The sequence below is a fragment of the Nitrosomonas sp. Nm58 genome (assembly GCF_900107335.1).
In the GTDB taxonomy this organism is placed as follows: Bacteria; Pseudomonadota; Gammaproteobacteria; order Burkholderiales; family Nitrosomonadaceae; genus Nitrosomonas.
On record NZ_FNPQ01000001.1, the window covers coordinates 256,447 to 282,589 of the forward strand.

General features: G+C 50.5%; 23 protein-coding genes and 1 pseudogene. 13 read left to right on the forward strand and 11 right to left on the reverse strand.

What is annotated here, in order from left to right; genetic code table 11:
- Positions 1 to 10 precede the first annotated feature (10 nt).
- Positions 11 to 916 (reverse strand): tyrosine recombinase XerC, encoded by a 906-nt coding sequence (gene xerC, locus BLW34_RS01100; protein ID WP_090574473.1) that lies wholly within the window; start codon positions 914 to 916, stop codon positions 11 to 13.
- 21 nt (positions 917 to 937) lie between these two features.
- Positions 938 to 1,603, reverse strand: a complete 666-nt coding sequence (locus BLW34_RS01105) for a DUF484 family protein (RefSeq protein WP_218138714.1) — start codon at positions 1,601 to 1,603, stop codon at positions 938 to 940.
- Positions 1,604 to 2,348: 745 nt separating this feature from the next.
- Between BLW34_RS01105 and BLW34_RS01115 the strand changes: the two genes are divergently transcribed.
- Positions 2,349 to 4,934 carry a calcium-binding protein gene (locus BLW34_RS01115; RefSeq protein ID WP_090574479.1) on the forward strand — a complete coding sequence of 862 codons (2,586 nt, stop codon included), beginning with the start codon at positions 2,349 to 2,351 and terminating at the stop codon, positions 4,932 to 4,934.
- 1,726 nt (positions 4,935 to 6,660) lie between these two features.
- Here the strand turns inward: BLW34_RS01115 and BLW34_RS01130 are convergent.
- From BLW34_RS01130 to BLW34_RS01155, 6 genes are all read right to left on the reverse strand, one after another.
- Entirely contained in the window at positions 6,661 to 7,020 is a 360-nt protein-coding gene (locus tag BLW34_RS01130) for an REP-associated tyrosine transposase (RefSeq protein ID WP_256203516.1), read from the reverse strand.
- 284 nt (positions 7,021 to 7,304) lie between these two features.
- Positions 7,305 to 8,126 carry a sulfite exporter TauE/SafE family protein gene (locus tag BLW34_RS01135; RefSeq protein WP_090574485.1) on the reverse strand — a complete coding sequence of 274 codons (822 nt, stop codon included), beginning with the start codon at positions 8,124 to 8,126 and terminating at the stop codon, positions 7,305 to 7,307.
- A gap of 7 nt (positions 8,127 to 8,133) precedes the next feature.
- Positions 8,134 to 9,840, reverse strand: coding sequence for a bifunctional protein tyrosine phosphatase family protein/NAD(P)/FAD-dependent oxidoreductase (locus BLW34_RS01140; RefSeq protein ID WP_090574488.1), 1,707 nt, complete (start codon positions 9,838 to 9,840; stop codon positions 8,134 to 8,136).
- Entirely contained in the window at positions 9,812 to 10,258 is a 447-nt protein-coding gene (locus tag BLW34_RS01145; RefSeq protein WP_090574490.1) for an ArsR/SmtB family transcription factor, read from the reverse strand. Before BLW34_RS01145 ends, BLW34_RS01140 begins: the two co-directional genes overlap by 29 nt.
- 10 nt (positions 10,259 to 10,268) lie before the next feature.
- Positions 10,269 to 10,718: a YeeE/YedE family protein gene (locus BLW34_RS01150; protein ID WP_090574492.1), complete on the reverse strand. Its 450-nt coding sequence runs from the start codon at positions 10,716 to 10,718 to the stop codon at positions 10,269 to 10,271.
- Positions 10,719 to 10,743: 25 nt separating this feature from the next.
- Positions 10,744 to 11,178 carry a YeeE/YedE family protein gene (locus BLW34_RS01155; protein WP_371263899.1) on the reverse strand — a complete coding sequence of 145 codons (435 nt, stop codon included), beginning with the start codon at positions 11,176 to 11,178 and terminating at the stop codon, positions 10,744 to 10,746.
- Positions 11,179 to 11,284: 106 nt separating this feature from the next.
- Here BLW34_RS01155 and BLW34_RS01160 point away from each other — a divergent pair, with 106 nt between their 5' ends.
- Together BLW34_RS01160 and BLW34_RS01165 are read left to right on the forward strand one after the other, a co-directional pair.
- Positions 11,285 to 12,145, forward strand: a complete 861-nt coding sequence (locus BLW34_RS01160; protein WP_090574494.1) for an MBL fold metallo-hydrolase — start codon at positions 11,285 to 11,287, stop codon at positions 12,143 to 12,145.
- 31 nt (positions 12,146 to 12,176) lie between these two features.
- Positions 12,177 to 13,811 (forward strand): multicopper oxidase family protein, encoded by a 1,635-nt coding sequence (locus BLW34_RS01165; RefSeq protein WP_371263898.1) that lies wholly within the window; start codon positions 12,177 to 12,179, stop codon positions 13,809 to 13,811.
- A 229-nt stretch (positions 13,812 to 14,040) separates the two neighbouring features.
- On the opposite strand, the gene BLW34_RS01170 is transcribed toward BLW34_RS01165, so the two are convergent.
- Positions 14,041 to 14,523, reverse strand: a complete 483-nt coding sequence (locus BLW34_RS01170; RefSeq protein WP_090574495.1) for a VanZ family protein — start codon at positions 14,521 to 14,523, stop codon at positions 14,041 to 14,043.
- A 118-nt stretch (positions 14,524 to 14,641) separates the two neighbouring features.
- Between BLW34_RS01170 and BLW34_RS17240 the strand changes: the two are divergent.
- Positions 14,642 to 14,922, forward strand: a pseudogene (locus tag BLW34_RS17240) (AIR synthase related protein); the annotation flags it as partial.
- A 94-nt stretch (positions 14,923 to 15,016) separates the two neighbouring features.
- Here BLW34_RS17240 and BLW34_RS01180 read toward each other — a convergent pair.
- Positions 15,017 to 15,220 carry a cold-shock protein gene (locus BLW34_RS01180; protein WP_090574497.1) on the reverse strand — a complete coding sequence of 68 codons (204 nt, stop codon included), beginning with the start codon at positions 15,218 to 15,220 and terminating at the stop codon, positions 15,017 to 15,019.
- A gap of 279 nt (positions 15,221 to 15,499) precedes the next feature.
- Positions 15,500 to 16,837, reverse strand: coding sequence for a TRAFs-binding domain-containing protein (locus BLW34_RS01185; protein ID WP_090574499.1), 1,338 nt, complete (start codon positions 16,835 to 16,837; stop codon positions 15,500 to 15,502).
- 348 nt (positions 16,838 to 17,185) lie between these two features.
- Here BLW34_RS01185 and hemP point away from each other — a divergent pair, with 348 nt between their 5' ends.
- From hemP to tilS, 9 genes are all read left to right on the forward strand, one after another.
- Complete coding sequence (gene hemP, locus BLW34_RS01190; protein WP_090574501.1) at positions 17,186 to 17,356, forward strand: hemin uptake protein HemP; 171 nt, start codon at positions 17,186 to 17,188, stop codon at positions 17,354 to 17,356.
- Positions 17,357 to 17,533: 177 nt separating this feature from the next.
- Positions 17,534 to 18,265 carry a DUF2325 domain-containing protein gene (locus BLW34_RS01195; RefSeq protein ID WP_090574503.1) on the forward strand — a complete coding sequence of 244 codons (732 nt, stop codon included), beginning with the start codon at positions 17,534 to 17,536 and terminating at the stop codon, positions 18,263 to 18,265.
- 3 nt (positions 18,266 to 18,268) lie between these two features.
- Positions 18,269 to 19,258, forward strand: a complete 990-nt coding sequence (locus tag BLW34_RS01200) for a multicopper oxidase domain-containing protein (RefSeq protein ID WP_090574505.1) — start codon at positions 18,269 to 18,271, stop codon at positions 19,256 to 19,258.
- Between the two features lie 28 nt (positions 19,259 to 19,286).
- The gene (locus BLW34_RS15945) at positions 19,287 to 19,481 is read left to right on the forward strand and encodes a hypothetical protein (RefSeq protein ID WP_177165910.1); all 195 of its coding nucleotides are present in this window, start codon (positions 19,287 to 19,289) and stop codon (positions 19,479 to 19,481) included.
- Between the two features lie 441 nt (positions 19,482 to 19,922).
- Complete coding sequence (locus BLW34_RS01210; protein ID WP_090574508.1) at positions 19,923 to 20,633, forward strand: PepSY-associated TM helix domain-containing protein; 711 nt, start codon at positions 19,923 to 19,925, stop codon at positions 20,631 to 20,633.
- A 143-nt stretch (positions 20,634 to 20,776) separates the two neighbouring features.
- Positions 20,777 to 22,990 carry a TonB-dependent receptor gene (locus tag BLW34_RS01215; protein ID WP_218138715.1) on the forward strand — a complete coding sequence of 738 codons (2,214 nt, stop codon included), beginning with the start codon at positions 20,777 to 20,779 and terminating at the stop codon, positions 22,988 to 22,990.
- Between the two features lie 49 nt (positions 22,991 to 23,039).
- Positions 23,040 to 23,711, forward strand: coding sequence for a Fe2+-dependent dioxygenase (locus tag BLW34_RS01220; RefSeq protein WP_090574511.1), 672 nt, complete (start codon positions 23,040 to 23,042; stop codon positions 23,709 to 23,711).
- 129 nt (positions 23,712 to 23,840) lie between these two features.
- On the forward strand, positions 23,841 to 24,818 hold the full coding sequence (locus BLW34_RS01225) for an acetyl-CoA carboxylase carboxyltransferase subunit alpha (protein ID WP_090574512.1): 978 nt from the start codon (positions 23,841 to 23,843) through the stop codon (positions 24,816 to 24,818).
- A complete protein-coding gene (gene tilS / locus BLW34_RS01230; protein WP_090574513.1) occupies positions 24,778 to 26,139 on the forward strand; it encodes a tRNA lysidine(34) synthetase TilS in 1,362 nt (453 codons plus the stop codon). The genes BLW34_RS01225 and tilS overlap by 41 nt, the downstream gene beginning before the upstream one ends.
- Positions 26,140 to 26,143: the final 4 nt, after the last annotated feature.

Below are 26,143 nucleotides of genomic sequence, written 5' to 3' on the forward strand. Positions count from 1 at the left end.
TCTGCCAGCCTTATTTTTTCCGCTTCGCACGCGGATGAGCGCTATCGTAAATCTTGGCGAGGTGCTGAAAATCCAGATGGGTATAGACCTGCGTGGTGCTGATGCTGGCATGTCCCAGCATTTCCTGCACGGCGCGTAAATCCCCGCTGGATTGCAGCACATGGGAAGCGAACGAATGGCGCAGCGCATGGGGATGCACCTGATTGCCGAGATTCTGCCGGGCAGCCCATGCGTCCAGGCGGTACTCGACTGCACGGGGGCTGATTTGACAGCCGCGCAGCGACACAAAGAGCGCGGTCTCTCCGGGTTTCAGCATGCCTGCGCGCTGCGTCAGCCATGCCTGAAGCGCCTGCAAGGCATAGCTGCCGACGGGCACCACGCGCGTCTTGCCGCCTTTTCCTTGCACCCGCACCGTGCCCTCGGCAAAATGGATATCCTCTGGCCGAAGCTGCGTCAATTCTGCGAGCCGTAATCCCGAAGAATAAAACAACTCGAACATGGCGCGATCGCGCACGCTGAGCGGATCATCATGATCGAACGCCATCAACCTCGCGGTTTCATCCGGGGAAAGCGCATGCGGTAAGTTTTTCGGCGATTTGGGAACGCGCATTCCGTTGCAGGGATTGTCAGAATAGCCGTGATGGCGGCTTAAATAGCGGTAAAAACCTCGCCAGGCAGAGAGCATTCTCGCCAGGCTTCTGCCGGAAAGACCGCCCCCATGCAGCTTGGCGACGAAGTGGCGAATATCGTGCGCCCGCAACTGATTCAGGGGAACTGCTTCAGAAAGCTGCAATAAAACAGCCAGATCCCGGGCATAACTTTTTCCGGTGAGCGGTGACAGCCTGCGCTCATGCGTCAGATGAGCAAGGTAGGCGCTGACCAGCGCTGGCTTCTCGTCAGGATCAGGAGAATTCATGCGTCGCTATCTCCACCCTTATCAGCCCTTGTTCTTGAGACGGGTCAGCGCGCCCGTGATCAGCGCGCCTAACCGCTCCAGATAAAGCGTGCCCATGTCGGGATAAAATCGCTCCAGTTCCGGGCTGCCCATCACCAGCAAGCCAATGGTATGTTTCCTGCGTAGCGGAATCATGCAGAAAGAGCGCAGCAACTGCGCATCCTGTCCAAACCATTGATTGATCTCGTCCGCCAGATGCGGGCCGCAGTAAGGCCGCGTCATGTTGTCAACGAGGGCGTGCACGGTGTCGCTGACCGGCGTGAATTCAAGGCGTTGTCCCTCGCTGGCAGCCTGGTTTGAAGACCACAAGCGTAACGCCACATGGGGAATGGCGAAATCATCGCGCAGATGATTATTCAGCCCATGCAGCATTTCTTCCAGCGAATTGAATGCCACCAGCGCAACCGCCAGCCGATGCATTTTCTCGCTGATCTTATCATTATTCTCGCCGATATTGATCAGCTCATGCAGCTTGACCTGCAGCTGGCGGTTTTTCTCCCGCAGCGAGATCATCTGGCGTTCACTGATCGAAATCACCCGGCCCTCGTAGGGATGCGGAATCCTGATATCCGCCAGCATTTCGGCATAGTCATCGAAAAACTGCGGATTTTTCCGCAGATAGTGTGCAACATCTTCCGGTTTCATCATGATTTCCTGGTCAGCAAAAAAACGGTGATATTAGCGTATAAACCCCTCAACAGTGTGACCACTTTCAGCTATTGAGTCCTTCTGGTTTGTCTCGCGCCATGCCGCTTCCGCAGCACGGTCTCCGCCGTTCGTCATGCAGATCATTGTCATATTCCCGGAAGGCGATCGGTGTTAGAATGAAAAGAAGTCGAAGTTCTGCGGACCGATGACAAGTCATTAATGTGGGAAAAATCACGCGCTTTTCAGTCGTTCGACTGCACAATCTTAATGTAAGATGGAAAGTATAGTCATCGCACTTCAAAATTAGGCAGCTAGGCCTTCTCCCGCTGGGAGAAGGCCGGATGAGGGATGATAAAAACCGAATTTTGAAGGGTGACGAGTATAAATAGCGAAGGCAGCTTGCGGGAATGGCTGGCGGCTGCTGTTTATTGACAGGTGATGTGGCATGGCGCGCAAGCCTGTTCCTTGCAATACGCAAACTGTTGCAAATAAGCGACAAAATATTTTTAAGCATCCCAGCTTGCTTGCACGGGTCGGATTTTTTAGGCAGAATCGTTGAGACTTGTCAACTGTGTCGATTTCTGGTAGCAATTATTGTCATGAAGGATGCAATCAGACAAACGGGAACGCGAAAACCGGCTTATAACAGGTTGCAAGGACTGTTTGTTTCATATTCAGCAATTTCGTAACATAGAGTTTGTGGTCTGACGTTTTTTTAACTCAATTTAAAAGGAAGCTTTTACTTATGGCTATTTCTGACATTCAAAAACAATACATTGTGGGGTTGACGGTGGGCTTGTTCAACGGTGCCCCTGGCGCTAATTTTCTAAGAGAGTTCTCTAACCTGATTGAAGGCGGGATGTCCTTCGAGGAGCTGGCTGATTTCCTGGTAGCGACGCCGCAGTTCCAGCAGGATATTCTGAAAGGTAATGTAACGGTTGCCCATCAGACGGAGGTGCTGCTGAAAAATTTTGGCCTGACACCAGGTAATACCGATCCTGCCAGCGCTGACGCCCAGGCGGAAAAATTTATCACCGACAGCTTCAATGCAGGCAGAGACATTGGTGATATCGTCATTGAAGCGGGCCTCTATCTGCTCGGCAATCCGGCGCCCGAATTTGCAGATACCGCTAATCTGTTCAAAAACAAGATCCTGGTGGCAGAAATCTATTCCAGAGAGAATTCGGATGACAATGTAACTGATCTGCAAGCCATCCTCGCCGGCGTGACCGCGGCGGGTCCGGCAACTGATGCTGATGCCGTAGCTTATCTGGAAAGCATTGGTATTGGTGGCAATCCAGGTGAGACTTTTGCATTTACTGTCAATCAAGATAATCTGATCGGTACAGTGGGTAATGACACTTTTATCGCTGCGGCAGCGCAGGATGGAACCGGTAACCTGATCAACACGCTGCAAAGTGTGGATACGGTAGATGGTGGCGCGGGTATCGATACGCTTAAATTTACCGACGTAGATGGTTCAACCGTAACTCCGGTCATGAGCAATGTGGAAATTGTTGAGGCACGCTTCACAAGTTCTGGTGCGATTGATCTCTCGAATGCTGATGGTGTTACCGAAGTTAGGGTGCTGGGTAGCACGAGTTACGGCGAAGTTAGTGGTGTCGGTACTGCTGGGAAGTTTGTGATCGGCAACGACAAAGCGGGTAATGAAGTGGATTTTTATGGCGGTACTGCGACTGCATTGGATATCACGTTCAATGGCTATGGTAATACCAATCCTGATGATGAGACTCAAGGTGCTGTCTGGTTTAATGACAATGCCGTGGAATCGGCAACAGTCAACTTGAATAACTCGAATGTCGAGCTGCATTTCCATAACGAGGAAAATCTCAAATCGATGTCGGTCAATGCGACAGGCACCAATATCTTCGATACAGTGGATGAGGGTGACGAGTTTATTGAAACGCTAACTGTGACAGGAGCGGGCTCAGTTGACTTTGATGACAATGACTGGGAAGCGCTCAAAACATTGACGGCAGATACGGCAACTGGCAACTTGACCAATATTCATGTTGGTGCCGCTGCTGTTTCAGTAACATTGGGATCAGGTAATGACGAGATTACCTATGACGCAGCACCTGCTGCTACGGCTGTAGTCAATCTGGGCGCAGGTGACGATAAGCTCGTATTGACAGCAGCGCCAGCCGCCGGAGTAACCCTGACGGGGGGGGATGGTAAAGATACGATTTCGCTGACTTCTGCCATTGCAGCAGATATTGGATTATTGTCGGAAGAGGAACTTGCAAAAATTACTGGTTTCGAGGTTCTGTCTATCTCTGACGCGCTAACCGGTGGCGATCCCTACGATGTTTCCAATCTGGCTGGTGTGACTGATTTTGTGGCAGAAGATGGTGTGGTTACTGGTGAAACAGCGACTGTGAAGGTGGCAAGCAATAGTACAGTTACCTTGGCAGGCAATCTTGGGACCAATAATGGCGCACTCGTTGTTGATGTGAAGGATGCAGCCACCACTGATGCAACAGCGAATGTTGTACTGAACAGTTCTGGTTCTGGTAGCATCGGAGTCGATTTGACTGCTAATGATGTCGAAACCCTCAACCTAACAGCATCTAGCACCGCGACTAATGGTAGTAGCTATAATGTTACGCTAACTGATGATGCACTGGTGGCGCTGAACATTGGTGGCGATCAGATCGTGAATTTTGCTTCTGATGCTGACATGGCCAAGCTGGCAACGATTAATGCCTCTGGCAACACGGCGGGTGTAAATATCGATGTGTCTGCCGCTACTGCTACCGCTGCTGCAATCACCGTTACCGGTTCTGCTGGCGATGACACCATTTTAGGTTCTGGCAATGCTGACACCATCTCTGGCGGTGCTGGCAACGACACCATCACGGGTGGCGCTAAAGCAGACACCTTAGCTGGTGGTGAGGGTAATGACATATTTGCCTACACTGCACTTGCCGATTCCACGCTGGTTAATCTTGACGTCATTTCCGATTTCAAGGCCAATACCTTCGGTAACGGTACCAACGGCGCAGTAAACGAAACAGGTGCTGCTGCGGATGCAACGAAATGGACAGGTGATGTGATTGATTTGTCTGTTGTAAATACAGGAGGATTTGATAAGATTGATGTCAGTGTCCAGGCAAATTCATCCGATGCCCAGACCTTCCTGCAAAATCTGGGTCAAGCGACTACTGACACAATCGGTGCCGCTTTGGATTCCAGTACCGGTCGAGTACTCATAGATGTCGATTCGAATGGTACGGCTGATATGGTGATTCAGTTGACAGGCGTCACCACCATTGATGAGGCTGCTTTTATCATCAACATACCTGTTTAATGGCACGTTGAGCCACGTAGGGTGGGTACGTGTTGTTTGTGCCCACGCGGAACAATCCCCGGATTAACCGCAAATCCTGATCAAACGAAACCGCCCTTGGGAAACCGGGGGCGGTTTTTTATGTGCGGTTTCTGGCTACAAAAGAACGCCCCTCACTGGGGAGACGTCTTGAGGCTTTATGTGAGATTGACCAAACATTACGATGAGTATAGATTAAAAGCCGGAATTTCCTTTCATGAAAAAATGTTTTTTACGGCAATAGCCATGATGCTTGGTTTGTTGGGATGGGTTGCAAGCAATTATTTATCTGCAAGTACCGTGGTTCTTTTTTAGCAATGATCGGCCTGTTCGGTACAGCTGGCTTTGGTGTCTGGAACTATAAAAGGATCAAACAACTACTGGAGAGACTTGAAAATGCTGAATAGTATCCTGATGGCATTGATGGGATGTATTTTTGTTGCTTTTGTGTATTACCTTGCCTATGACGCATGGAAAGATTATTCAAAAAAGGATTGAATGGCGCTTGATCCAACCACTGCTCTCTGGAAACCGGGAGCCAGGTAGCGTGGGCACGCGCTGTTTGTGCCCACGCGGACTAATCCTCTGATTAACCGCAAACGCTAACCAAACGAAACCGTCCTTGGGAAACCGGGGGCGGTTTTTTTATGCTTGTTGTTTTGCGCTGGTTGGCATTTTTGTGGGGATGTCGGGGCACATTGGTCTACTGCGGGTTCCCGTTTTTATGGTTTCACATTCCCAAATGCACGGCTTTATTTTCCCGAATGCACGTTGATAAGTTCCCGGTTGCACGATACTATTCCCGCTATGAACGGTACACAATCTCTCTATCCGCGGCTCATTGCGGCACGGATCACTGTACGATGGCGCGGAAACCTTGCCGCTTGGAGCGGGCTTATGGGCTGCACCATTGTCGTCTTTGTGGGGAAGATGATGCGTCAAGCGGGTAGGGTGGGCACGCGTTGTCTGTGCCCACGCGGGATCTTGAATTAACCGCAAAACCTGATCAAACGGAACCGCCCTTGGGAAACCGGGAGCGGTTTTTTTTATGCTTGCTGTTTTGTGCTGATCGGTATTTTTGTGGGCATGCGGTGGGCTTTAGTAAAGATGCACCAAAGTACACCTGTCCCTTTGTACGATTCCCCGCCTGGATCAAATTCTTCATGATTAATCCCCGTAACGCCCTGCTGAATAGAAATACGGAAGAAGAATAATTCAAGCGCTTCTGATGGCATTCAGAAAATTGGGGCAAGGTAATGATTTAATCAATAAGAATAAGGAGATACGATGGAAATGGCTGGGGAAAAAAAGAATGGCGCTTGTAGAACATGTATTAAACATGTTTTTGTGTTTAGGAAAGGCACAAACCATCTGCTGCACTTAACATTGACAGTTATGACTTTCGGTGTATGGTCAATAATCTGGCTTCTGATATCACTTAATAAATTGGGTGGCTGGAGGTGTATTGAATGCGGATCATCAGAAGTAAGGTTGTAGCCCGTAGGATGTGCCGACGTCAGGAGGCGCATCATTCGTGTTATTCAATGCCTTCAATATCCTGGTTTTCATGGCTTGCCCAATCTTCTGGATAAATATCTTGTGCCAGGTAGCGATGAAAACTGGAGTGAGGCCAATCACGAACCTTTTTGACCCAACCGTGTTTTACTGGGTTCCAGTGAATATAATCGACATGCCGATTAAAATCAGACTAATCGCGTAATGCATGTTCCCAGAAACGTCGTTGCCATATTCCTCTTTCTCTTCGGGATTTCCGGCTGGCGGAAATTCGCTCACCTTTTTCTAAATTGCGGGAAAAATAACCTTTCAGCATATTCCATCGGCAGGAAAAATCAGAGTCCTCTGCTGGTAATGTCCAGATACAATGCAAATGATCAGGCAAAATAACCGCTGCATCCAGACGAAAAGGATGACGTTGTTTGGTGTATACAAAGGCTTGGCGTAATAAATCGATATTATCGATCAATAACCGGTTGTCTTTGCGCTCGGCAAGATTTACGGTGAAAGACCAGGATGCGCCAGGAATATAAGTGCGGCGGTATTCGGTCATGCTGTTTTTTTCCTGTTAATGACGCATCACGCGAATGATGCGCCTCCTGACGTCGGCACATCCTACTCCCTATCGGTCATTCAACCTGGGGTAGCTAATGTAAGCGCCTGCTGCAACACGCTGCCCTAATTGCATCTTACGATTGTAAAAAACGACTGCTTCTGAGAAATCTGGAGTGGTTTTTTGCACTCCGATTATGCGGCCCGCCCATTCTGTAGTCTGTAGGATGTGCCGACGTCAGGAGGCGCATCGTTCTCAGTGATGACTTACCCCACCCTGCGCGGTTAAAGCAATGCACTCCAGACCACTTTGGTTATCATGCCGATGGCGATACAGCCGGTAAGGAGAGCGAAGGCCTGCTGCAATCTGGGTCCGGCAAAACGATCGGCAAAGGTTCTGCCAAGCAGCATGCCTGCAATCGTTCCAGCGCAAAAGGGGAGGGCTATCGGCCATTTCATGACGCCAATCAGTATTGCTGAGATGACGCCCGTGGTGGAGATCAGTGCCGTGATAGCAAGCGATGTCGCCATGATGGACAATATGGGAATATTCGTGGCTTTCCTGAGTGCCGGCACGATTACGAAGCCACCGCCTACGCCCAGCAGGCCTGACAGGAAACCAGCTGTCGTGCCTGAAAATACTAACGCGCTGAAACATGGCCAGGTCCAGATCAAACGTCCGCTGGTGTCATCTAGCTGGCAAGGCGGAGCGCTATGCCGGTCAGTCATGTCCTTTGGATGTTCGCGCAGGCTTTGGCGCAGCATGTGCTGGGCAACGTAGACGAGCACGCCGGCAAGCAGCAGTGTCAACGGGGTGTTGGGTATTCGCGGGGCGAGCCATATGCCCGCGGGTGAGACCAATGCGCCGGTGAGCGCGATAAGGCTGGCTGCCCGGTACCGGACTCTTTTCTGCCTGAATGCCAGCAATGCGCCGATGGCTGCCGATAAGCCGACCGCCAGCAAGCCAACGGGAGCCGCTTCTGCAACGGTCAGGTGCAGGCTGAACATGAGCAGCGGCACCGCGATGAGGGTGCCGCCTGCCCCGGTGAGCGCCAGCACGAGGCCGGTAAATGAACCCAGCAGGATACTGATCAAGTCAGGCTCCATGCGTTGCTCAGTTTGTACCTTTTACACGCGCAAGCCATTCGCGGCCTTTCAACATGCCGTTCCAGTACAGCCAGGGAAATAATTTTACTTTGAATAGCCAGTAGAGCCGCCTTGCTATCAGCGGATCGAGCGGAAAAGTGGGTAGCAATTTGCCGCCAAAACCAAATTCGGCCAGAATCACTTTGCCTTTTTCCACGGTAAGCGGGCAAGCGCCATAGCCATCATAAACATCGGGAAGTTCTCTGCCTTCTTTGGCGGCCAGAAGGTTTTCGGCTACGATGACGATTTGCTTTCTGGCTGCGGCAGCCGTTTTGGTATTGGGCGAGGAGCAGGCATCTCCCAACGAGAAAATATTGGGGTAGCGGGGATGTTGTAAGGTTTTGGGATTGACTTCGCAATAACCCGAAGCATCTGCCAGTGGGCTTTTGCTCAGAAAATAGGGGGCGGCCTGAGGGGGGGTAACGTGCAGCATATCGAACGGTTTTTCTACCTGAGTGATATTGCCTTCACTGTCCTTGATTTCGAAAGTGGCGATTTTTTTAGCGCCATCCACTTTTACCAGGTTGGAGTTGAAAACCAGCTTAGCGTGGTAGCGCTTCACATATTCCATCAGTGGCGGAACAAAATCAGCGACGCCAAACAGGACTGCGCCGGCGTTGTGGAATTCGACTTCGATGTTATCCAGCGTGCGCTGGTGCAGCCAGTAATCGCATGAGAGATACATGGCCTTTTGCGGCGCACCGGCGCATTTGATCGGCATGGGCGGTTGGGTGAACAGCGCCTTGCCGCTTTTGAGGTTTTTCGTCAGCGTCCAGGTATAAGGCGCCAGCTCGAATTGGTAATTGGAAGTCACGCCATTCTGGCCAAGCGTTTGCTGGATGCCTTCGATTTTTTCCCAGGCCAGGCGAATGCCTGGGCAAACGATCAGTTGCCGGTAACCGATCGAGCGGCCATCGGCCAGATGAACCAGATTGTTGTCCGGGTCGAATCCGCTCCCGGCTGCCTGTATCCATTCTGCCTCCGGCGGGATGACGTCCGCCATGTCTCTTACCGTTTGGGCAATGTCATAAGCGCCGCCGCCCACCAGTGTCCAGGCGGGCTGATAATAATGCTTATCGCTCGGTTCGATAATGGCGATGCGTAACGATGGGCGGCGATGCAGCAGGCTGGCTGTCACGCCAATTCCCGCAGATCCTCCTCCTACCACGACGATATCAAAAGCGTTGCCCCAGTTGCAGGCGGCAGTTACTGAAAGCTGTTTCTCCTGGGAGGGAGGGGGGACGTAAATGGTTTCTGGCGGCTCTTCTGTCCAACTACAGGCGGCGGTGACTGATTCTTCTTCGCTTGCGGGTTTTTCCGGTTCGGGCGTTTCCTGCGCTTGTCCGGCTAGTTGATACAGCGCCTGGGGCCGGCTGCCAGTTTTACAGAATGCGAGAACGGGCCCTGGTAATTCTGCCAGCAGCTTGTTGAATGCCGCGCTTTTTTCTACTGAAACGGCGCCGATCTCGACGGGTAAATAAACAAAATCGATACCCAGCGAGCGCGCTGCCTGTTCGAGTTGGGTGCTGGTGGGTTGGGTTTCTCCGCCTTCCTGATCGGGACGGTTGCAGATAACCGATTGATAGCCTGCTGCAGCGATTTCTGCTAAATCATCCACGCTGATTTGACTGGTAACAGACAGTTTTTCATTCAGTTTGGTCGTGACAAGGTTCATTTTCTTCTCCTCTGGAAGGGATCGGTTTCTTTAATTCAAGATGACTGTTTTTCTGCGGGTGATAAGGGGTCTTATTCATGCAATAAAGTTGGTACAGCGTTTGCATGATTTGTAATGCTTCCTGACTGGCGAGGCTGTAATAGATATATTTACCCTTGCGCGCAGTATTCACAAGCTTTTCTTCACGCAGGACAGTAAGTTGCTGTGACAAGGTCGGTTGACGGATTCCCAGCGATTGCTCCAGTTCACCTACATTTTTGTCACCTTGCACGAGGTGACAAAGAATGAGCAAGCGGTCTTCGTTGGCCAACACTTTCAGCAGCGCACATGCTTGTGCAGCAGACGCCCGATTTGACAGTATGCCAGTCAAATCGGCAGGGTCTTCTGTTTTTTTTATAATTAAGGGATTATTCAGCATAAAGGCATACTCAAATTTTCTTATTTTCCGATTTGGATTGCGTTGCCTGGTGTCGTTCCAGAAGCTCAAAAATACCCATGCCAAGCAGCATGGCGGCGACAAATACGATGCCGTGCAGGCTGCCTGTTCCAACCAGCACGAGCCCGGGGCCTGGACAGATACCCGCTAATCCCCAGCCGATTCCGAATGCCAGGCTGCCAAGCACCAGGCGCTTATCGATTACACGGGAAGTAGGGAGTTGGAGGGATGAGCCCAGGTAAGTTTGGCCGCGGCGACGCGCCAGGGTGAAAGCCATCACGCCAACGCTGATCGCGCCCATCATGACAAATGCCAGCGAGGGGTCCCATGAACCGGTTATGTCAAGAAATGACAGCACCTTGGCCGGATTGGCCATCTCCGACAGAATCAGTCCCATCCCGAAAATAAGACCTGCCAGTAATGCGATAAGAATAGTGATCATCAGTGTGTCCTCCTTGACGAAATCATCAGCTCAATAGATGTCTGATGAGATAAACCGTGATAGCGCCTGTGGTCATGAATACCAGCGTGGCGACGATCGAACGGGGTGACAGTCGCGATAGTCCGCATACGCCATGACCGCTGGTGCAACCTGAGCCATAACGCGTACCCAGGCCCACGATCAACCCTGCCAAAGCCAGTGCCGCGTAACTGGTGTCAATCTGGATGGGCGGCAAGTCATGGAATAACCGCCAGATGAAGGGCGCCAGGATGAGCCCTGAAACAAAGGCGAGGCGCCATCCCATGTCGCCCCTGCTCAGCTTGAACAAACCACCAACTATGCCGGAAATGCCCGCAATCCGGCCGGCAAGCAATAACAGTATTGCAGTGGCGATACCGATTACCATGCCGCCTGCCAGGGCAGACCATGGTGTGAAATGTGTCCAATCAATAATCATGATGGCTTTCCTCGATTTATCTTTATATATAATTATAATTGATATTATGTTAATAAATAGATTATAGTCAATTGATATGAATTTATTGGGACTTAAAAAGGAGAGCACCGTGCAGCCAAATATCCAAGCATTCTTTGATCCCGTGACCTGGACCGTGACTTACGTGGTGTATGATGAGCCGGGTGGAAGCTGCGCCGTCATTGATCCTGTGCTTGATTACGACCCCAAGGCGGGCAGGACGAAAACAGTTTCTGCCGACAAAGTGATCGCCTTTGTCACTGAACAGAAACTCACTGTGAGCTGGCTTCTCGAAACGCATGCCCATGCCGATCATCTCTCATCCGCTGATTATCTCAAGGGCAAGCTCGGAGGGAAAACGGCGATAGGCGACCACATTCCGGTCGTGCAGCAAACTTTCAAGAAGCTGTTCAACATGGAGCCCCAGTTCGCGACAGATGGGACGCAATTCGATCATTTGCTGGCGGAGGGCGAGCTATTCAGCGTGGGCAAGCTGACTGGCAAAGCCATTTCAGTGTCGGGGCATACGCCAGCCGACATGGCTTATCAGTTTGAAGATGCGATATTTATCGGCGATACCCTGTTCATGCCGGATGTAGGGACCGCACGCGCCGATTTTCCTGGGGGCGATGCGCGCCAGCTTTATCGTTCCATCCGTAGATTGCTGGATTTTCCGCCGGAAACGAGACTGTTCATGTGCCATGATTATCCGCCCAAAGATCGCTCTGCTCAGTGGCAAAGCACGGTGGCGGAAGAACGCGCGCATAATATTCATGTCCATGATGGCGTCAGCGAGGATCAATTTGTCGCCATGCGCACTGCGCGTGATGCGACACTGGACATGCCGGTGCTGATATTACCTTCGGTGCAGCTCAATGTGCGCGCGGGGCAAATGCCTTCCGCAGAGGATAATGGGGTGTCTTATTTTAAGATACCGATCAATGTACTTTGAACGCGGTTAATGTGACTTAAGAGGAGGGAGGATGATGGCACATTTCGATGATAAAAGACGGCAATTTTTGCAGTTTGCAGCATTTGGTACGGCAGCTGCGGCATGGCCAGGTTTTGCCCTGGCGGAAATGGCCAAGATGACCAATGCGCCCAGCAGCGCCTTCAAACCCGATGTGGAAATCGAACTGACTGCTCGCGCAGGCGCGGTTTCCATCAAACCTGGCGCAGCCACCCGTGTTTTTCAATACCAGGGAAAACTGCTCAAAGGCCCTGCCTCCACGTTAACCGGGATGCCCGGCTATCTCGGTCCCACCCTGAATCTCGTTCATGGCCAGAAAGTTCGCATCATTTTTTATAACCAACTGGCTGAATCCACCGTTGCGCATTGGCATGGCCTGCATGTGCCGCAGAAAATGGATGGACACCCGATGTACGCAATTAATCGAGGTGAGCGTTATGTGTATGAATTTGAGGTCAAGAACCCTGCTGGCACAAACTGGTATCACGCGCATACCCATGAGATGACCGCGACTCAGGTTTATCAAGGACTCGCAGGATTGATCACCATTACCGATGAGCAAGAACAAAAACTGGAGCTGCCGAGCGGCGAATACGATCTGCCGATCGTGATTCAGGACCGGCGCTTTACTTCCGACAATCAGTTGCTATATCTCCAGCATGGCATGCAGGAGCGGATAAGGGGTTTTCTGGGCGATACTATCCTGATTAACGGGCAGATTGACCGCATCATTCCGGTTAAAACCCGCGCGTATCGGCTGCGTTTGTTCAATGGATCGAATTCAAGGATTTATAAACTCGGCTGGGAAGATGGTACGCCCTTGACAGCAATTGGAACGGATGGGGCGTTGCTCGAAAAACCAGAGACTTTCCCCTATATCATGCTGGCGCCGGCTGAACGGGTCGAATTATGGGTCGATTTCAGTGGGCGTGAACCTGGTTCCGATCTCGTGCTCCATAGCCTCGAATATCACGGCGTCATGCCGCACATGGGAGGCGGAATGCGTGGCGGCAGAGGCATGATGAGGGATGGACTCGGGCAAGGTAGCAAATTCCCGCTGGTTAAATTCCATATTGCCGGGAAAACCAGCGAATCGCCCCAATTACCGCCCGTGCTGAGCAAGTTTAAACGCCTTACCGACCGTGATGTAGCAAACCCGGATAAGCCTATCCAAATTGGCTTGAGCATGATGCATATGTCACCCGAACTCAATCACCGATCATTTGAAATGCTGGCAGTCTCAGAGGGTGAGAAAATTCCTGTTGACACCATCCAGAAAATCAAGATAGTCCAGGAAGATCATGCAATGCGCGGAAGAAGAGGAATGGGCGGGGGAGATGGCAGGGAGGGGGGGGGCAGGAGAGGCGGCGGTATGGGCATGATGATGTCGATGGCGCACCCGATCCATCTACACGGACAGCAGTTCCAGATACTTTCCCGCTTGATACAGGATCAGCATGGCAGCGGCTATGAAACTGTCAAGGATGGCTTCATCAATAGCGGCTGGAAAGACACCGTGCTGGTCATGCCTGGCGAGGAAGTCACGATTATCAAGCCCTTTCAGGACTATACCGGTCTTTACCTCTATCACTGTCATAATCTTGAACACGAAGACATGGGTATGATGCGCAATTTCCTGGTGAGCTGAAGAAATTGCAACCGTCGATCATGCAGGCAGAAACGGCTTAACGAGGATTGGAGATTAACCCGAATATTTCATAAATTGGCACGCACCCTCACTTGTCTTTTGATTAATAAGAAAGATTTTGCTCAGTCGGGTGTATGAATCACTACACCCCTCTTTCTCAAAACTTCCCTATTAATCAAAATCCTGCGTGATCATCACGCGAATTTATGAAATATTCGTGTTAAGGATGTCAGGCGGTCTTGCTCGTGGCCGCGCTTTTCCAGGCAAACCAGGCGCCGATCACTGCGCCGATAAAATTGAGCGCAACATCGGTGAGGCTAGCATACCGGCCAGGAATAGCGAACTGATGCCATTCAAGCAGCGCACCGTAGGCGCCCGCGATCGTTACGACCAGCGGCAACCCAACCCAAGGATGCAGATACAGAAACAGGCAGCGGCAAAGAGTCCACGCAAGTAAGGCATAAGCCGGGACATGCAGCATATTATGCACAGTCGGAGAAAACCAGGAGAACACGGCATGGATGAGAGTTGGGTCGTCAGGCGGTTCCCCGGATATCGAAGAGACGGCATATAAGCCGCTCATCACACCGAGCGGCCAGATGAAAGGTGGAATGATTTTTGTACTTTCAGCATTCATCGTGTGTGCGTCATTGGGGTAAAGGTGGATTGGTCCACATATTACCAGCATTGATAGCGCATAAAAAATAAACATAAAAAGTTGGAGAGTCAGATACCGTCTTGCCTTTTATAAAATCTATAGTAACTGGCAAATAACTCAAATAACTGGGGTAACTTATTAGTTAGTTTTACGCTGACCTCAATTTTTCCTGCTGTCTGCTTTCGATAACGATATTCTGCGCCAGATGAATGGCCGGGTCCGTTCCTTCGTGCCCACCGGGCGTATGGTGATGTTGACCGGCAGCCACATGATCTCACCGCTGTTTTTCCCGGGTGATGATATCGGCAGGTTGTCTGTCCATGGCACGCTCAACGATGTTGCCATGTCCGGCGCTAGGCCGCGCTATTTATCCGCCACCTTTATTCTGGAAGAAGGTTTTCCGCTGATGATCTCAAGCGCATTGCCGAAAATTCTCATGCTTTGCAGAGAAAAAGGTAAAGAAGCAAGTAAAGTCTTGCGATGCTTCAATTTCACCAGAAAAAAACCCCGGTTAATCCGGGGTTTTTGGGTTAACTTGTGCTTAAACCTATTGGGGCACAATATTTGATGCCTGTTGACCTTTAGGTCCCGCCGTCGCTTCGAAGGTAACGCGTTGACCCTCACGTAACGTTTTGAAACCGTTGCTATTGATCGCAGAGAAGTGTGCAAATAAATCTTCTCCACCATTATCCGGGGTAATAAAGCCAAAACCTTTAGCGTCATTGAACCATTTTACAATACCTGTTGCCATGCTATTTCTATTCCTTAATAATGAATTTATGTTTACGGCGATCCGTATATGGCCATTGAATATCAAGGAAAAAAGGTCAACCAGAGGCATTACATTTAACAACTTGAATCCAAAAGACTCATATAAGAGGCGTCTTTCCCGAGAAAGTTCAATTACTTATTCATAAGCTTATAAGCATGGCAAGCATATGGTTTCATGCTAGCCCGAATTTATGAAATATTCGGGTTAACTGCATTCTGAGAGGTGGTGAAAATGCAGTTTCGCCAAAACGAAGTTTCGTCATTTATTTGCCTGACGGATTAGCGAGGCCTCGATTTCCGCTTCCCAGCCAGTCAATTCGCCTCTCTTTTTACGTGCATCATTAATCAACCGCAGGTTGCGGGCGGTGGTTTCAGCTTCCCACGCCTCCCGCACGGCGGCGAGTGCATCACCAAGGGCATTCGAAGCCACTTCTTCGTCTTGCGCCAGTACCGCAAGTTCCAGCCGCGTGGCATAGTCCCAGTAATCGGGTTTGCCAGCGGCGATGCGTCGTTCGACCGCATAGGCGACCACGGGCAGCAGTTCTTTGCGGCGTGGATCGGGAGGCTCGGCTAGTTCCATGAGTGTGACCGCATTGATGCCGGGGTAGGCATCGCGCCAATCCGCTTCAAAGCCTTTAAGGTAGGCGTCGATGCTTTTCTTGAGCAAACCTTTGGCGCGCAGGGTTTCGCCCGCCTGGGCGGCCACCTCCCACCGGTCTTTGTAGACACGGCCCAGGATGCCGTAGGTTTCACTGCTCGGGCCGCGCTGGGTGATGATATCGAGCAGCACGCGCTCTGCCTCCTCGCCCCGGCCTGCCCGATTCAGGGCAAGTCCCAGTTGCTCTTGCACCATGACCGTGTTAGCAAGCGGTGGCGACATTTTCGGCACGAGATCGATCATTTCCTGCCAACCTTTAACTGCGCGGTAGGATAGAAAAAGATCAATCACCACACCTGATTCGGTGTCTCCAATCTTAGCCTGCTGACCGAGTTCCTGCTCAATCGCCCGTACCGCATCCAACCCCTGCCTGCGAGCCTCAACCAAATGCTTCTTGACCTGCTCCGAATAGTCAACCCGCTCACGAAACACATCCGTCTTGAGACGCTGGATATCCGGAAAACCCTCCACCAGTTGATAGATGGGGCTATCTGTCAGATGCTTGCGCGCCTCCTTGAATCGCTCTGTCAGCACAGTGGCGACTGCTGGGATAGGGTCAGGTTTGCCATCTGCGCCGATGTCATACGGTATGCTGCGCAGCGGGGCGGCATCGAAGGGAAGTTGCCCCGTATTCTTGGCGAAAAGCAATACCGTAGAGGAAGGTCGTACGGCATGGCGCAATCCGAGCTCATAGAAGACGTTGGCATTGGCCGTGGTGAGATCAGCAATAGCGTATTCGCATAAAATCAGCCGTTCAAACATCGGTTTGTGGATGATGCCGCCGGCCATTTCCTCGTCCGCTCGGATCGGTTCAAGATCGGCTGACCGGATAGCTGGTTCGATCAGGTCATGATAGACCGCATCGAAATCAATCATTTTGCCGGCAGTCGTCGGTTTCTGTCCAAATGGCATGAGCACGAAGCAGAGAGGTTTGGTCATGGGAATCTCCCGAAAGGGCAATTAAGGAAAGTTTTATAGGGATGGCTGAGTAACCTGTTTACTGCGCTTTGGATGTATCATCTCATAACATTTACCCTCAATAGAGTAAGGATTAACTCATTCTAGCGGATTCTTGATCAGAGTGACCGTCAAGTGCATCAAGAACTCACCCTGTAAGTCTGTGCTCGTTGAATGGGTGTTAACCCGAATATTTCATAAATTCGGGTTAAGCAGGTACTTTACTCAATTACTTTTAACAAATACTTGCATTACTCATTTTCTTGTATATAATGAGAATCATTCTCATTAACAATATTAAATATATTAGATGCCATGAATCAGTCGGATATGAATTTGCAAACTGCCAATGAATCCCATTCATTGATTCTACGAGATCCTGCCAAACCCATCAGTAGTGAGAGCTTGTTTGTAGCGGGTAACGAAGTGCTTATTCAACATCAGGGCCAACAGTATCGGTTGCGTCGAACGCGGAATGGCAAACTAATCCTGACGAAATAATTCGCAGAAAGCAAGTTTTTGCGATGCAAAACAAGAGATCAATAACCGAATAATCAGTTTTCTCATCAGTCGCTGGAAGTACTCTCTCTCCTCTGCCAGTGACGATTTTAGCCAGCCAGCCCATCCCTCTTCGGGCAAGCCAGCCAACTTTTTTTATCGATTTAAGGAGCATGGGCGATGAAATCACTAAAAAAACTCCCCTTTATGCTGGCTTTTCATGGAATAGATTATCTTTCCAGCAATTTGTTACGTGATCATTATCATCGCTCATCATTCATCGCAAAATGCTCTGTAGGTGTTCCCGAGAAAAAATTTGCTTCTATCAATAAGCTCTTTGGGATAAGAGAGGCATGGCTTGGATGGCTGTCTACATTTAGAGCAGCCCCTCATGCTGAGAACCGGCAAGCGTCCGATCAAGAATATACCACGGCGATGCCTCGCCATTTCCCTGGACAGGAGATCAATGCAAAAGCGAATATCAAGCCTGATACAGAGTGGATTCCCTTGATCAAGGCAAGCTTAGCGGTTAAGTCTGATGCCGGTCAGGAGCTAACCAGAATGCTCAATAATAACCATAGCCTTGCGGGACGAACTGTATTGTGCGTGGGTGGACGGGCAGCACTCTACCCAGACTACCTTCGGCTGGTGGAAACCGCAGGGGGAAGTTTCATAAGCTATCGTGGCAGCCCGGAAAATAGCAGGAGTCGCTTGTATGCCTTGCTGGATCGCGTCAACATGGTGATTTGCCCGGTCGACTGCGTCAGTCATGATGATTATTTTGCGGTTAAGCGTTACTGCAAGCTGTCGGGCAAGTTTTGCGCATTTCTGGAGCGTTCCAGCTTACCTGCTTTTACTCAGGGTTTGGCAATGCTCATATTACAATTACATGGAGATCATCACTTGGAGTAAGCCATGCATGCTAAAAATATAATCTGGATCATTTTCAACGTATTGCTGGCTATCAGCGTGCTGTTCATTTTGCCAGCGCAGGCCCAGGCCAAGAAAGTCAGGGAGTACTGGATTGCTGCCGAGAAAGTAACCTGGAATTATGCGCCCACTGAGAAAAACTTGATTGAGTCAGAGGGCGATCTCGGTGTCTGGGGGAAAACATTGGCCTACACCAAGTATCGCTATATCGGTTATACCGACGGCAAATATACCACGCCTGTACCACAGCCTGAGTGGGCAGGCATCCTGGGTCCTCAAATACGCGCCGTGGTAGGCGATACCATCAAGGTGCATTTTCTGAATAAAACAGACCGTCCGCTTTCCATGCATCCGCATGGCGTGTTCTACCAGAAGGACGACGAGGGTGCAGATGGGGGTAAAGGCGCGAGTATCGCTCCGGGAGCGCGCTATACGTATACCTGGGTCGCGGACGAAGCGGCGGGCCCTGGCCCCAACGATCCCTCCTCCGTTATCTGGCTGTATCATTCTCATGTCATGGCGGAGGAAGAAATGAATCTTGGACTGATCGGCACCATCGCCATCACTCGTGAGGGTAAGGCGCGCTCTCAGGATGACCCGACTCCCCGGGATGTTGATCAGGAATTTGTTTCCTTATTCACCATTTTCAATGAGGAAAATGATGAGGAGAGTGGTTTGAAGCACACTATCAACGGGCGTATCTTCGGCAATCTTCCAGGGTATGAAACCAGTCTGGGCAAGCGGGTGCGCTGGCATCTCGTCGCGCTCGGCAACGAAGTGGATAACCATACTGTGCACTGGCACGGTCAAACCGTGCTGGCTCACGGGCGGCGGACCGATGTCATCGAACTGATGCCTGCCAGTATGATGGCTGTCGATATGGTTCCGCGTTCAGCGGGTGACTGGTTATTTCATTGCCATGTGAATGACCACATGATGGCGGGCATGTCTACCCGCTGGCGGGTCCTCCCTTAACTTTAAAAAGCAGTTGTTTTGTAGGAGTATGAGCGAGCTAACGCCAGCATTGGTTACGCTGATACTGCTGGCAGCGCTTGTATTGGCAGTTGATGGTGGAGGTAATCAAACCATCGATCCAGGGTGCGTCCTGATTACTGGCAAATGGAAAAACATGGGTCGTTTCAAAGGGCCGGTTCTGTGTTCTGTTGCATCACGGCCGCCGTATTTCCATGATGGTTAAGCTAAAGATCTGCTGGCAGTTATTAGTTTTTATAATAACCATTTCGCAATCGGTTTCGGTGATCGCGAAAAGCGGATCTCGTAGCTTTTCTCGCTTCACTGTAGCAACACTGCTAATGCATACTGTCAAACAAAAGAAAAAGCGCATTTCTAGTTAATAAGCAAGTTATCTCATTTTCTTTCCTGTTAGCCAGCCTAGCCTATCACGCAAGCCAGCCAGAGGTCGTTCTAACCCTAACTGGAGGCTATCCAAACAAAAAAACAAGCAACAAAACACAATTGTTCCGGTGAAATACCTTCTGTCTGCCGGATATTCAGTATTTACAGACTTTCTGTGATCAAACCATGAAAGGAAACATTGGATGAAGCATATTAAATCAATTGGATGCGCAAGCATGACTTACGCACTCAAGAATCATACTTTAACCTTCAGTATTGACCCATGAGCCACCTGCCTTCCGATACGCGCATAGGGAGTACGCGTTCAACCGAACCCAAGGGGTATCTTTTTTTAACACACCGCATGAAACGTGGTGGCCGGTTTGTCGTCTGGCTACGCCGTGCTCATGCCTGGCTCGGGTTATGGGGCGCGGTGCTAGGGTTAATTTTCGGGATATCGGGCATATTGCTCAATCATCGTACTGAAATGAAAATTCCGCTGGCTGAGCAGCAGGAAATCCGCCAGAAACTGACGCCACCTATCACCAGTCTGCAATCGCCTGAATCATTGGAAGCCTGGTTGCGTAAGGAGTTTGACTTGTCTTATGCCAAGTCGCGTATACAGAAAAAACCGGCTGGACCGGCTCCATGGGGGAGAGGTCAAATAACTCAGCCAGAACACTGGGGCATCATATTGCTAACCCCTAATCGCAGCGTGAGTGCGCAATACTGGCAGGGCGATGCGAGTGTTCAGATTGAGCAAAGAAAGGCTAATGCTTGGGCAGTGCTCAACAATCTGCATAAAGGGAGCGGCATGTCCAATGCCTGGATATTGCTCGCGGATACACTGGCGGGCGGACTGCTGGTTCTGGCCATTACCGGCACTTTGCTCTGGAGCCGCCTGCATGGACCGCGTCTGCTCGCAGCCAGCTTGATTGGCACAACGCTGACCGCTTCGCTGATGCTTATCTTCAATGCGTTATCGCTGTATTGATTATTGAAGAGGGTCATAGCCGCATCATGCGGAGCATATTTAGCAATCAATAATTCACCTTTATCAACCATAAATCGCCAGCCAGAAAGCGACTGTCGCTTGTAAGCCAGCCCATACTTACAAAACAACAGGGAGCTTCGTCTGTGAAAAAAATAACACAATGTTTCAAAGCAGAATTTAAATTTAAACGTATTCCCATGACTGTCCTTATCGCTTTGGCAGGCATGCCGCCTCAGGCAGCCGCTGAGGAAACGGAAGGCAAACAGCAGGACAAAGCTTTGTCAGCCACCGGGGATGTCCAAGTTGTTCAACAAATGCTACCCGAAATTCGTGTGAATGCGGCCAAAGAGTCGAGTTACAAAGCAGATACCTCGACTACCGGCCTCAAATTCGAGGCGCCGTTGCGCGACATACCGCAATCGATCAATGTGGTGAAAGAAGAATTGATTCGTTCACAAAATGCATTCAATCTGGGGGATGCACTCAGGAATGTCAGCGGCCTGACGATTGCCGCTGGGGAAGGCGGGCGCACAGGTGACTCGATCACACTGCGGGGATTTGCCGCCCACTCCGATACTTATCAGGACGGCGCGAAGGAAAATGGTCAATACTTCCGCGATACCTTTTTCATGGAACGGGTGGAAGTGCTCAAGGGATCGTCTTCCGTGCTGTTTGGGCGGGGTGCAACTGGCGGGATCATTAATACCGTGACCAAGAAGCCTGCCTCACAGGGTGATCCATTTGCCTCTGCAGATTTCACCTATGGTGCCTTTGATTTCAAGCGGGCAACAGCCGATGTAGGCATGGCACCCACTGAAAATATTTCATTCCGGCTTAATGCGCTCTATCAGGATGCGGATTCCTACCGTAATTTTAATTTTACCAATCGCTGGGGCATTGCGCCGTCAGTGCGATTCGATTTTACGCCGGATACGAATCTCGTTTTGCACCTGCTGCATCAGCATGAGGATAGTGTGTTTGATTATGGCGTGCCGATATATCAGGGACGACCCGCGGATGTATCCATCAAGCGGTTCTATGGTTTTGGTGAGGATCGTTTACAGAAAATCGATGCTACCATTGCAACCGCAACGCTGACTCACTACTTTTCAAGCGATTTCACGGTGCGCAATACTTTCCGGTACGGGAACTATGACCGGCGCTATCGCACGCATCTATTTGGCGCAGTTACAGAAGCGGGCGCAGACTCAACGGTTGCACGTACCCAGGCGTTGCGTGACAGTCCGCAAGAAAACTTTTTTAATCAGACGGATTTCAGCTTCAATAAGCCTATATTGGGTTTCAATAACACCTTATATTTTGGAACAGAAATTGGCTGGGAAGATTTTACTTTCCGTTCCAAGAATTCAACGGGAGTAGGTTCCATTTCTATTTTTAATCCGGTGCTTACTTCGACAGTGGGAACAGGACGAGCCAATGATTTTTCAGGAACGCTCGCTACGAATCGGTCTATCACCTTACAGACCGTTGCAGGTTATGTGCTTAATCAGTTCGAGATTACCCCCCAGTTGAAGCTGCTTGGAGGAACGCGCTACGATGTGCTGGAAGCCAAACAGATGGACAGGCTGACGAATACTGAACTTTCCAACAAGGTCAATGAATTCAGTCCGCGTGCCGGTATTGTGTGGCAGCCGGCGAGTTGGCAGTCACATTATTTCAGCTACGGAAAATCGTTTAATCCTTCTGCCGAAACGTTCAATCTGTCGGCTGCGACAGCGGGTATTGATCCTGAGCAGAATCAGAATTTTGAAATGGGCACCAAGCTGGATTTTTTCAATAACCGGTTATCGCTGACCGGTGCAATTTTCCGGCTGGAAAAAACCAATGCGCGCACGACCAACCCTAACGACCCCCTGCTGAATGTGCTGGCAGGTGAACAGCGCACCGACGGTATCGAATTTGGCCTGGCTGGCGAGCTGCTGCCTAACTGGAACCTGTCCGCTGTTTATGCCTACCTGGACGCGGAGATCATCAAATCCAATACGATGGCAGTGGGTACGATCAGTGGTATAAGCCAGTCGCTGCAAGGCAAGAAACCGATCAATGTGCCCGATCATAGCGGTACCGTTTGGACGAGTTACCGCATCACGCCGCAATGGGAAATTGCTGGCGGGGTATTTTTTGCCAGCTCGCGTTATGCGGACAACGTTAATGAAGTGACTTTGCCTGGTTATGCGCGGGTTGATGCCAGCGTGTCGTATATCCATAAACATTTCACCCTGCAGGGCAACGTGTTTAATCTGTTTGACGAGAAGTACTATCAGTCAGGCCAGGCCAGATCAGCATTGCCGGGTGTGCCATTAACAGGGCAGGTCAGCCTCCGCCTAAGATTCTAGGCGTACGAGTATTGATAAACCAAGAATGATTTCATGAATAAAGGAAAGAATGCTCCTCGTCATTGATAATATTTTAACCGCCGAACAGCTTTCCCATATTCGGATGATTTATTCAGAAGCGCAGTTTGGTGACGGTCGGGCTACGGCCGGTGAACTGGCCGCTCAGGTAAAGAATAACTTGCAACTCGCGGCACATGCACCTGAGACACAAATGCTGACAGGGATTGTGCATGATGCGCTGCATCGCAATGCACTGTTTGTTTCCGCAGTTTTACCCAGGATGATTTGTGCTCCGTTATTCAACCGTTATGGAGCAGGCATGGGGTTTGGCATGCATGCCGATAATGCGATACGGCTTGGGTCTCAGACCATGCGTGCCGATGTATCCGGCACGTTGTTTCTGTCGGATCCGGATGAATATGAAGGGGGTGAGCTGATCATTGAGGATACCTATGGAGTCCAGCAGATCAAACTCCCTGCCGGATATCTTGTGCTTTATCCCTCAGGCAGTTTGCACCGAGTGGAACCCATTCGTCGCGGCTGCCGGGATGTCGCAGTATTCTGGGTGCAAAGCATGGTGCGTGATACGAGCCAGCGTGCGTTACTGTTCCAACTGGATGCGTCCATTCAGGGGCTACGCACGCGTAGCCCGGAAAGTCCGGAAATCGTCGCGCTGGTATCCTGTTACCATAACTTGCTGCGCATGTGGGCGGATGTTTGACAGAAAATCTTTTTTTGCGGCATAAGGCCTCAGGAAGGTTTGAATAAGAGTCATGCTGGCTTGTCCAATCCTGCAGAAATACCTTCAGATCCTGTATCATCCTGCTTTTAGAGTTACATGCATACTTTCATGAAAACGATTTTTCTGGATTTTGAAAAGGGCATCGAGGAATTTGAAGAAAAGATCGAGCAACTACGCTTTACTCAGGATAATTCAGCGCTGGATATTTCCGCTGAGATTGCTAAATTACAGGCAAAAAGCCAGTCGCTAACCAAAAGCGTCTATGCCAAGCTCACACCTTGGCAGATATCACAGGTGGCGCGTCATCCGCAGCGTCCCTATACATTCGACTACATACAGCACTTATTCACTGATTTTGAGGAGCTTCACGGTGATCGCCATTTCGCTGATGATCATGCGATTGTCGGTGGATTAGCACGTTTTAACGGCAAGACGGTAATGGTAATTGGTCATCAGAAAGGTCGCGATACCAAAGAGAAAATTTACCGTAATTTCGGTATGCCGAAACCGGAAGGCTATCGCAAGGCGCTCAGATTAATGCGCTTGGCGGAGAAATTTTCGGTGCCGCTGGTGACGTTTATCGATACGCCAGGCGCCTATCCGGGGATCGATGCGGAAGAACGCGGGCAGTCCGAGGCGATCGGGCAAAATCTCTACGTAATGGCTGAACTGAAAGTCCCGATCATTTGCGTCGTGATCGGTGAAGGGGGTTCAGGCGGTGCGCTGGCTGTTGCTGTCGGGGATGCGGTCATGATGCTACAGTATGCAACTTACTCGGTGATTTCTCCGGAAGGTTGCGCTTCTATTCTGTGGAAGAGTGCAGATAAAGCTTCCGAAGCGGCAGAAATCATGGGGATTACCGCTGATCGCCTTAAAGAAATGGGGCTGATCGATGCTGTTATCAGCGAGCCGATTGGCGGGGCCCATCGCGATTATCCCGCCATGATGCATTCAGTCAGGAGCACCTTGCAGGATTCCTTACGAAAACTTCAGGATCTCCCGCATGAGGCGTTACTGGAGAAACGTTTCAATCGATTGATGGGGTATGGTAAATTCAAGGAAATCAAGCTCGATCACCATTCTTGAGTATGTTGAAAGTATCCTGCGCGAGCAAGTCACCAGGAGAGATCATTTGGTGGTTGCGCTAAGCGGGGGGGTCGACTCAGTGGTACTGCTGCATTTACTCCATACGCTTTCAAGATCGATGGCCTTCAGACTTTCCGCAGTGCATGTTGAGCATGGCATTAGCGCTTATGCTGCCCAATGGAGTGATTTCTGTCAGGATCAATGTAACGCCCTGGGTATTCCCATCCAGATTTTTCGTCTGAAAGTCAAGAAGGCGCCCCAGGTGAGTCTCGAAGCGGCTGCCAGGCAGGCGCGTTATCAGGTATTCGAGTGCGTTCAGGCGGATTACATTGTGCTGGCGCACCACCAGGATGATCAGGTTGAAACCGTGCTATTGCAGCTTCTTCGCGGTGCCGGCGTTAAGGGGTTGGGAGGAATGCCGGTTGTCAGGAAGCTCGATTCAGCAGGTGCGATCCGGTTATTGCGGCCACTGCTCGAGGTATCTCGCGAAACTATTATGCAGTATGCACGACAACACTATCTTGGCTGGGTGAACGATGAGAGTAATGACGACACGACGTTCAACCGTAATTTTCTTCGACATGCCATTTTCCCTCGACTGGAGCAGCGATTTCCGGCCTATCGGGAGACAGTCTCGCGTGCCAGCCATCACTTGGGTGAAGCGGCTCACTTGTTGGATGAGCTTGCTGAAATTGATAGCAAACGCGCCATGACAGCAGGCAATCTTCATATTGAGAGCCTGCGCAAGCTTAGCTTTCCTCGTGCAAAGAATCTGTTGCGTTATGTGTGCTCGCAGCACGATGTCATCCAGCCCAGTACCGTAAAACTTGAAGAGATCTTGCGGCAATTATTCACTGCGGCGGCCGATACCAAACTCCATCTTGTTTTTGGAGAAATGGAGATACGATGCTTTAAAGGCTTGGTCAGGATGCAATCAAAACGTGCGCAACCCGAGATAACAGCGCCACTTGTCTGGCATGGGGAGCGTCACTGGGTTCTTGAGTCCCTGGGAGGAACAATCGAATGCGTTCAGCAGGAAGGCGCCGGAATCAAGCGGGATAAGCTGGTTGAGAAGCCGGTGACCGTGCGTTTGCGCGTGGGTGGAGAACGATTCCAGCCTGATTGCAAGCGACCCCGCCGCAGCCTGAAAAAAATCCTGCAGGAGGCTTTGCTGCCACCCTGGGAGCGTAGAGCCCTGCCGTTACTTTTTAGCGGGGAACAACTCGTCTGGGTGCCTGGCATCGGTGTGGACTGCGCTTTCCAGGCAATGCCGGGAGAATCGGGACTAATGCTGACATGGCGGCCTAATGAATTCAATTGAGCTA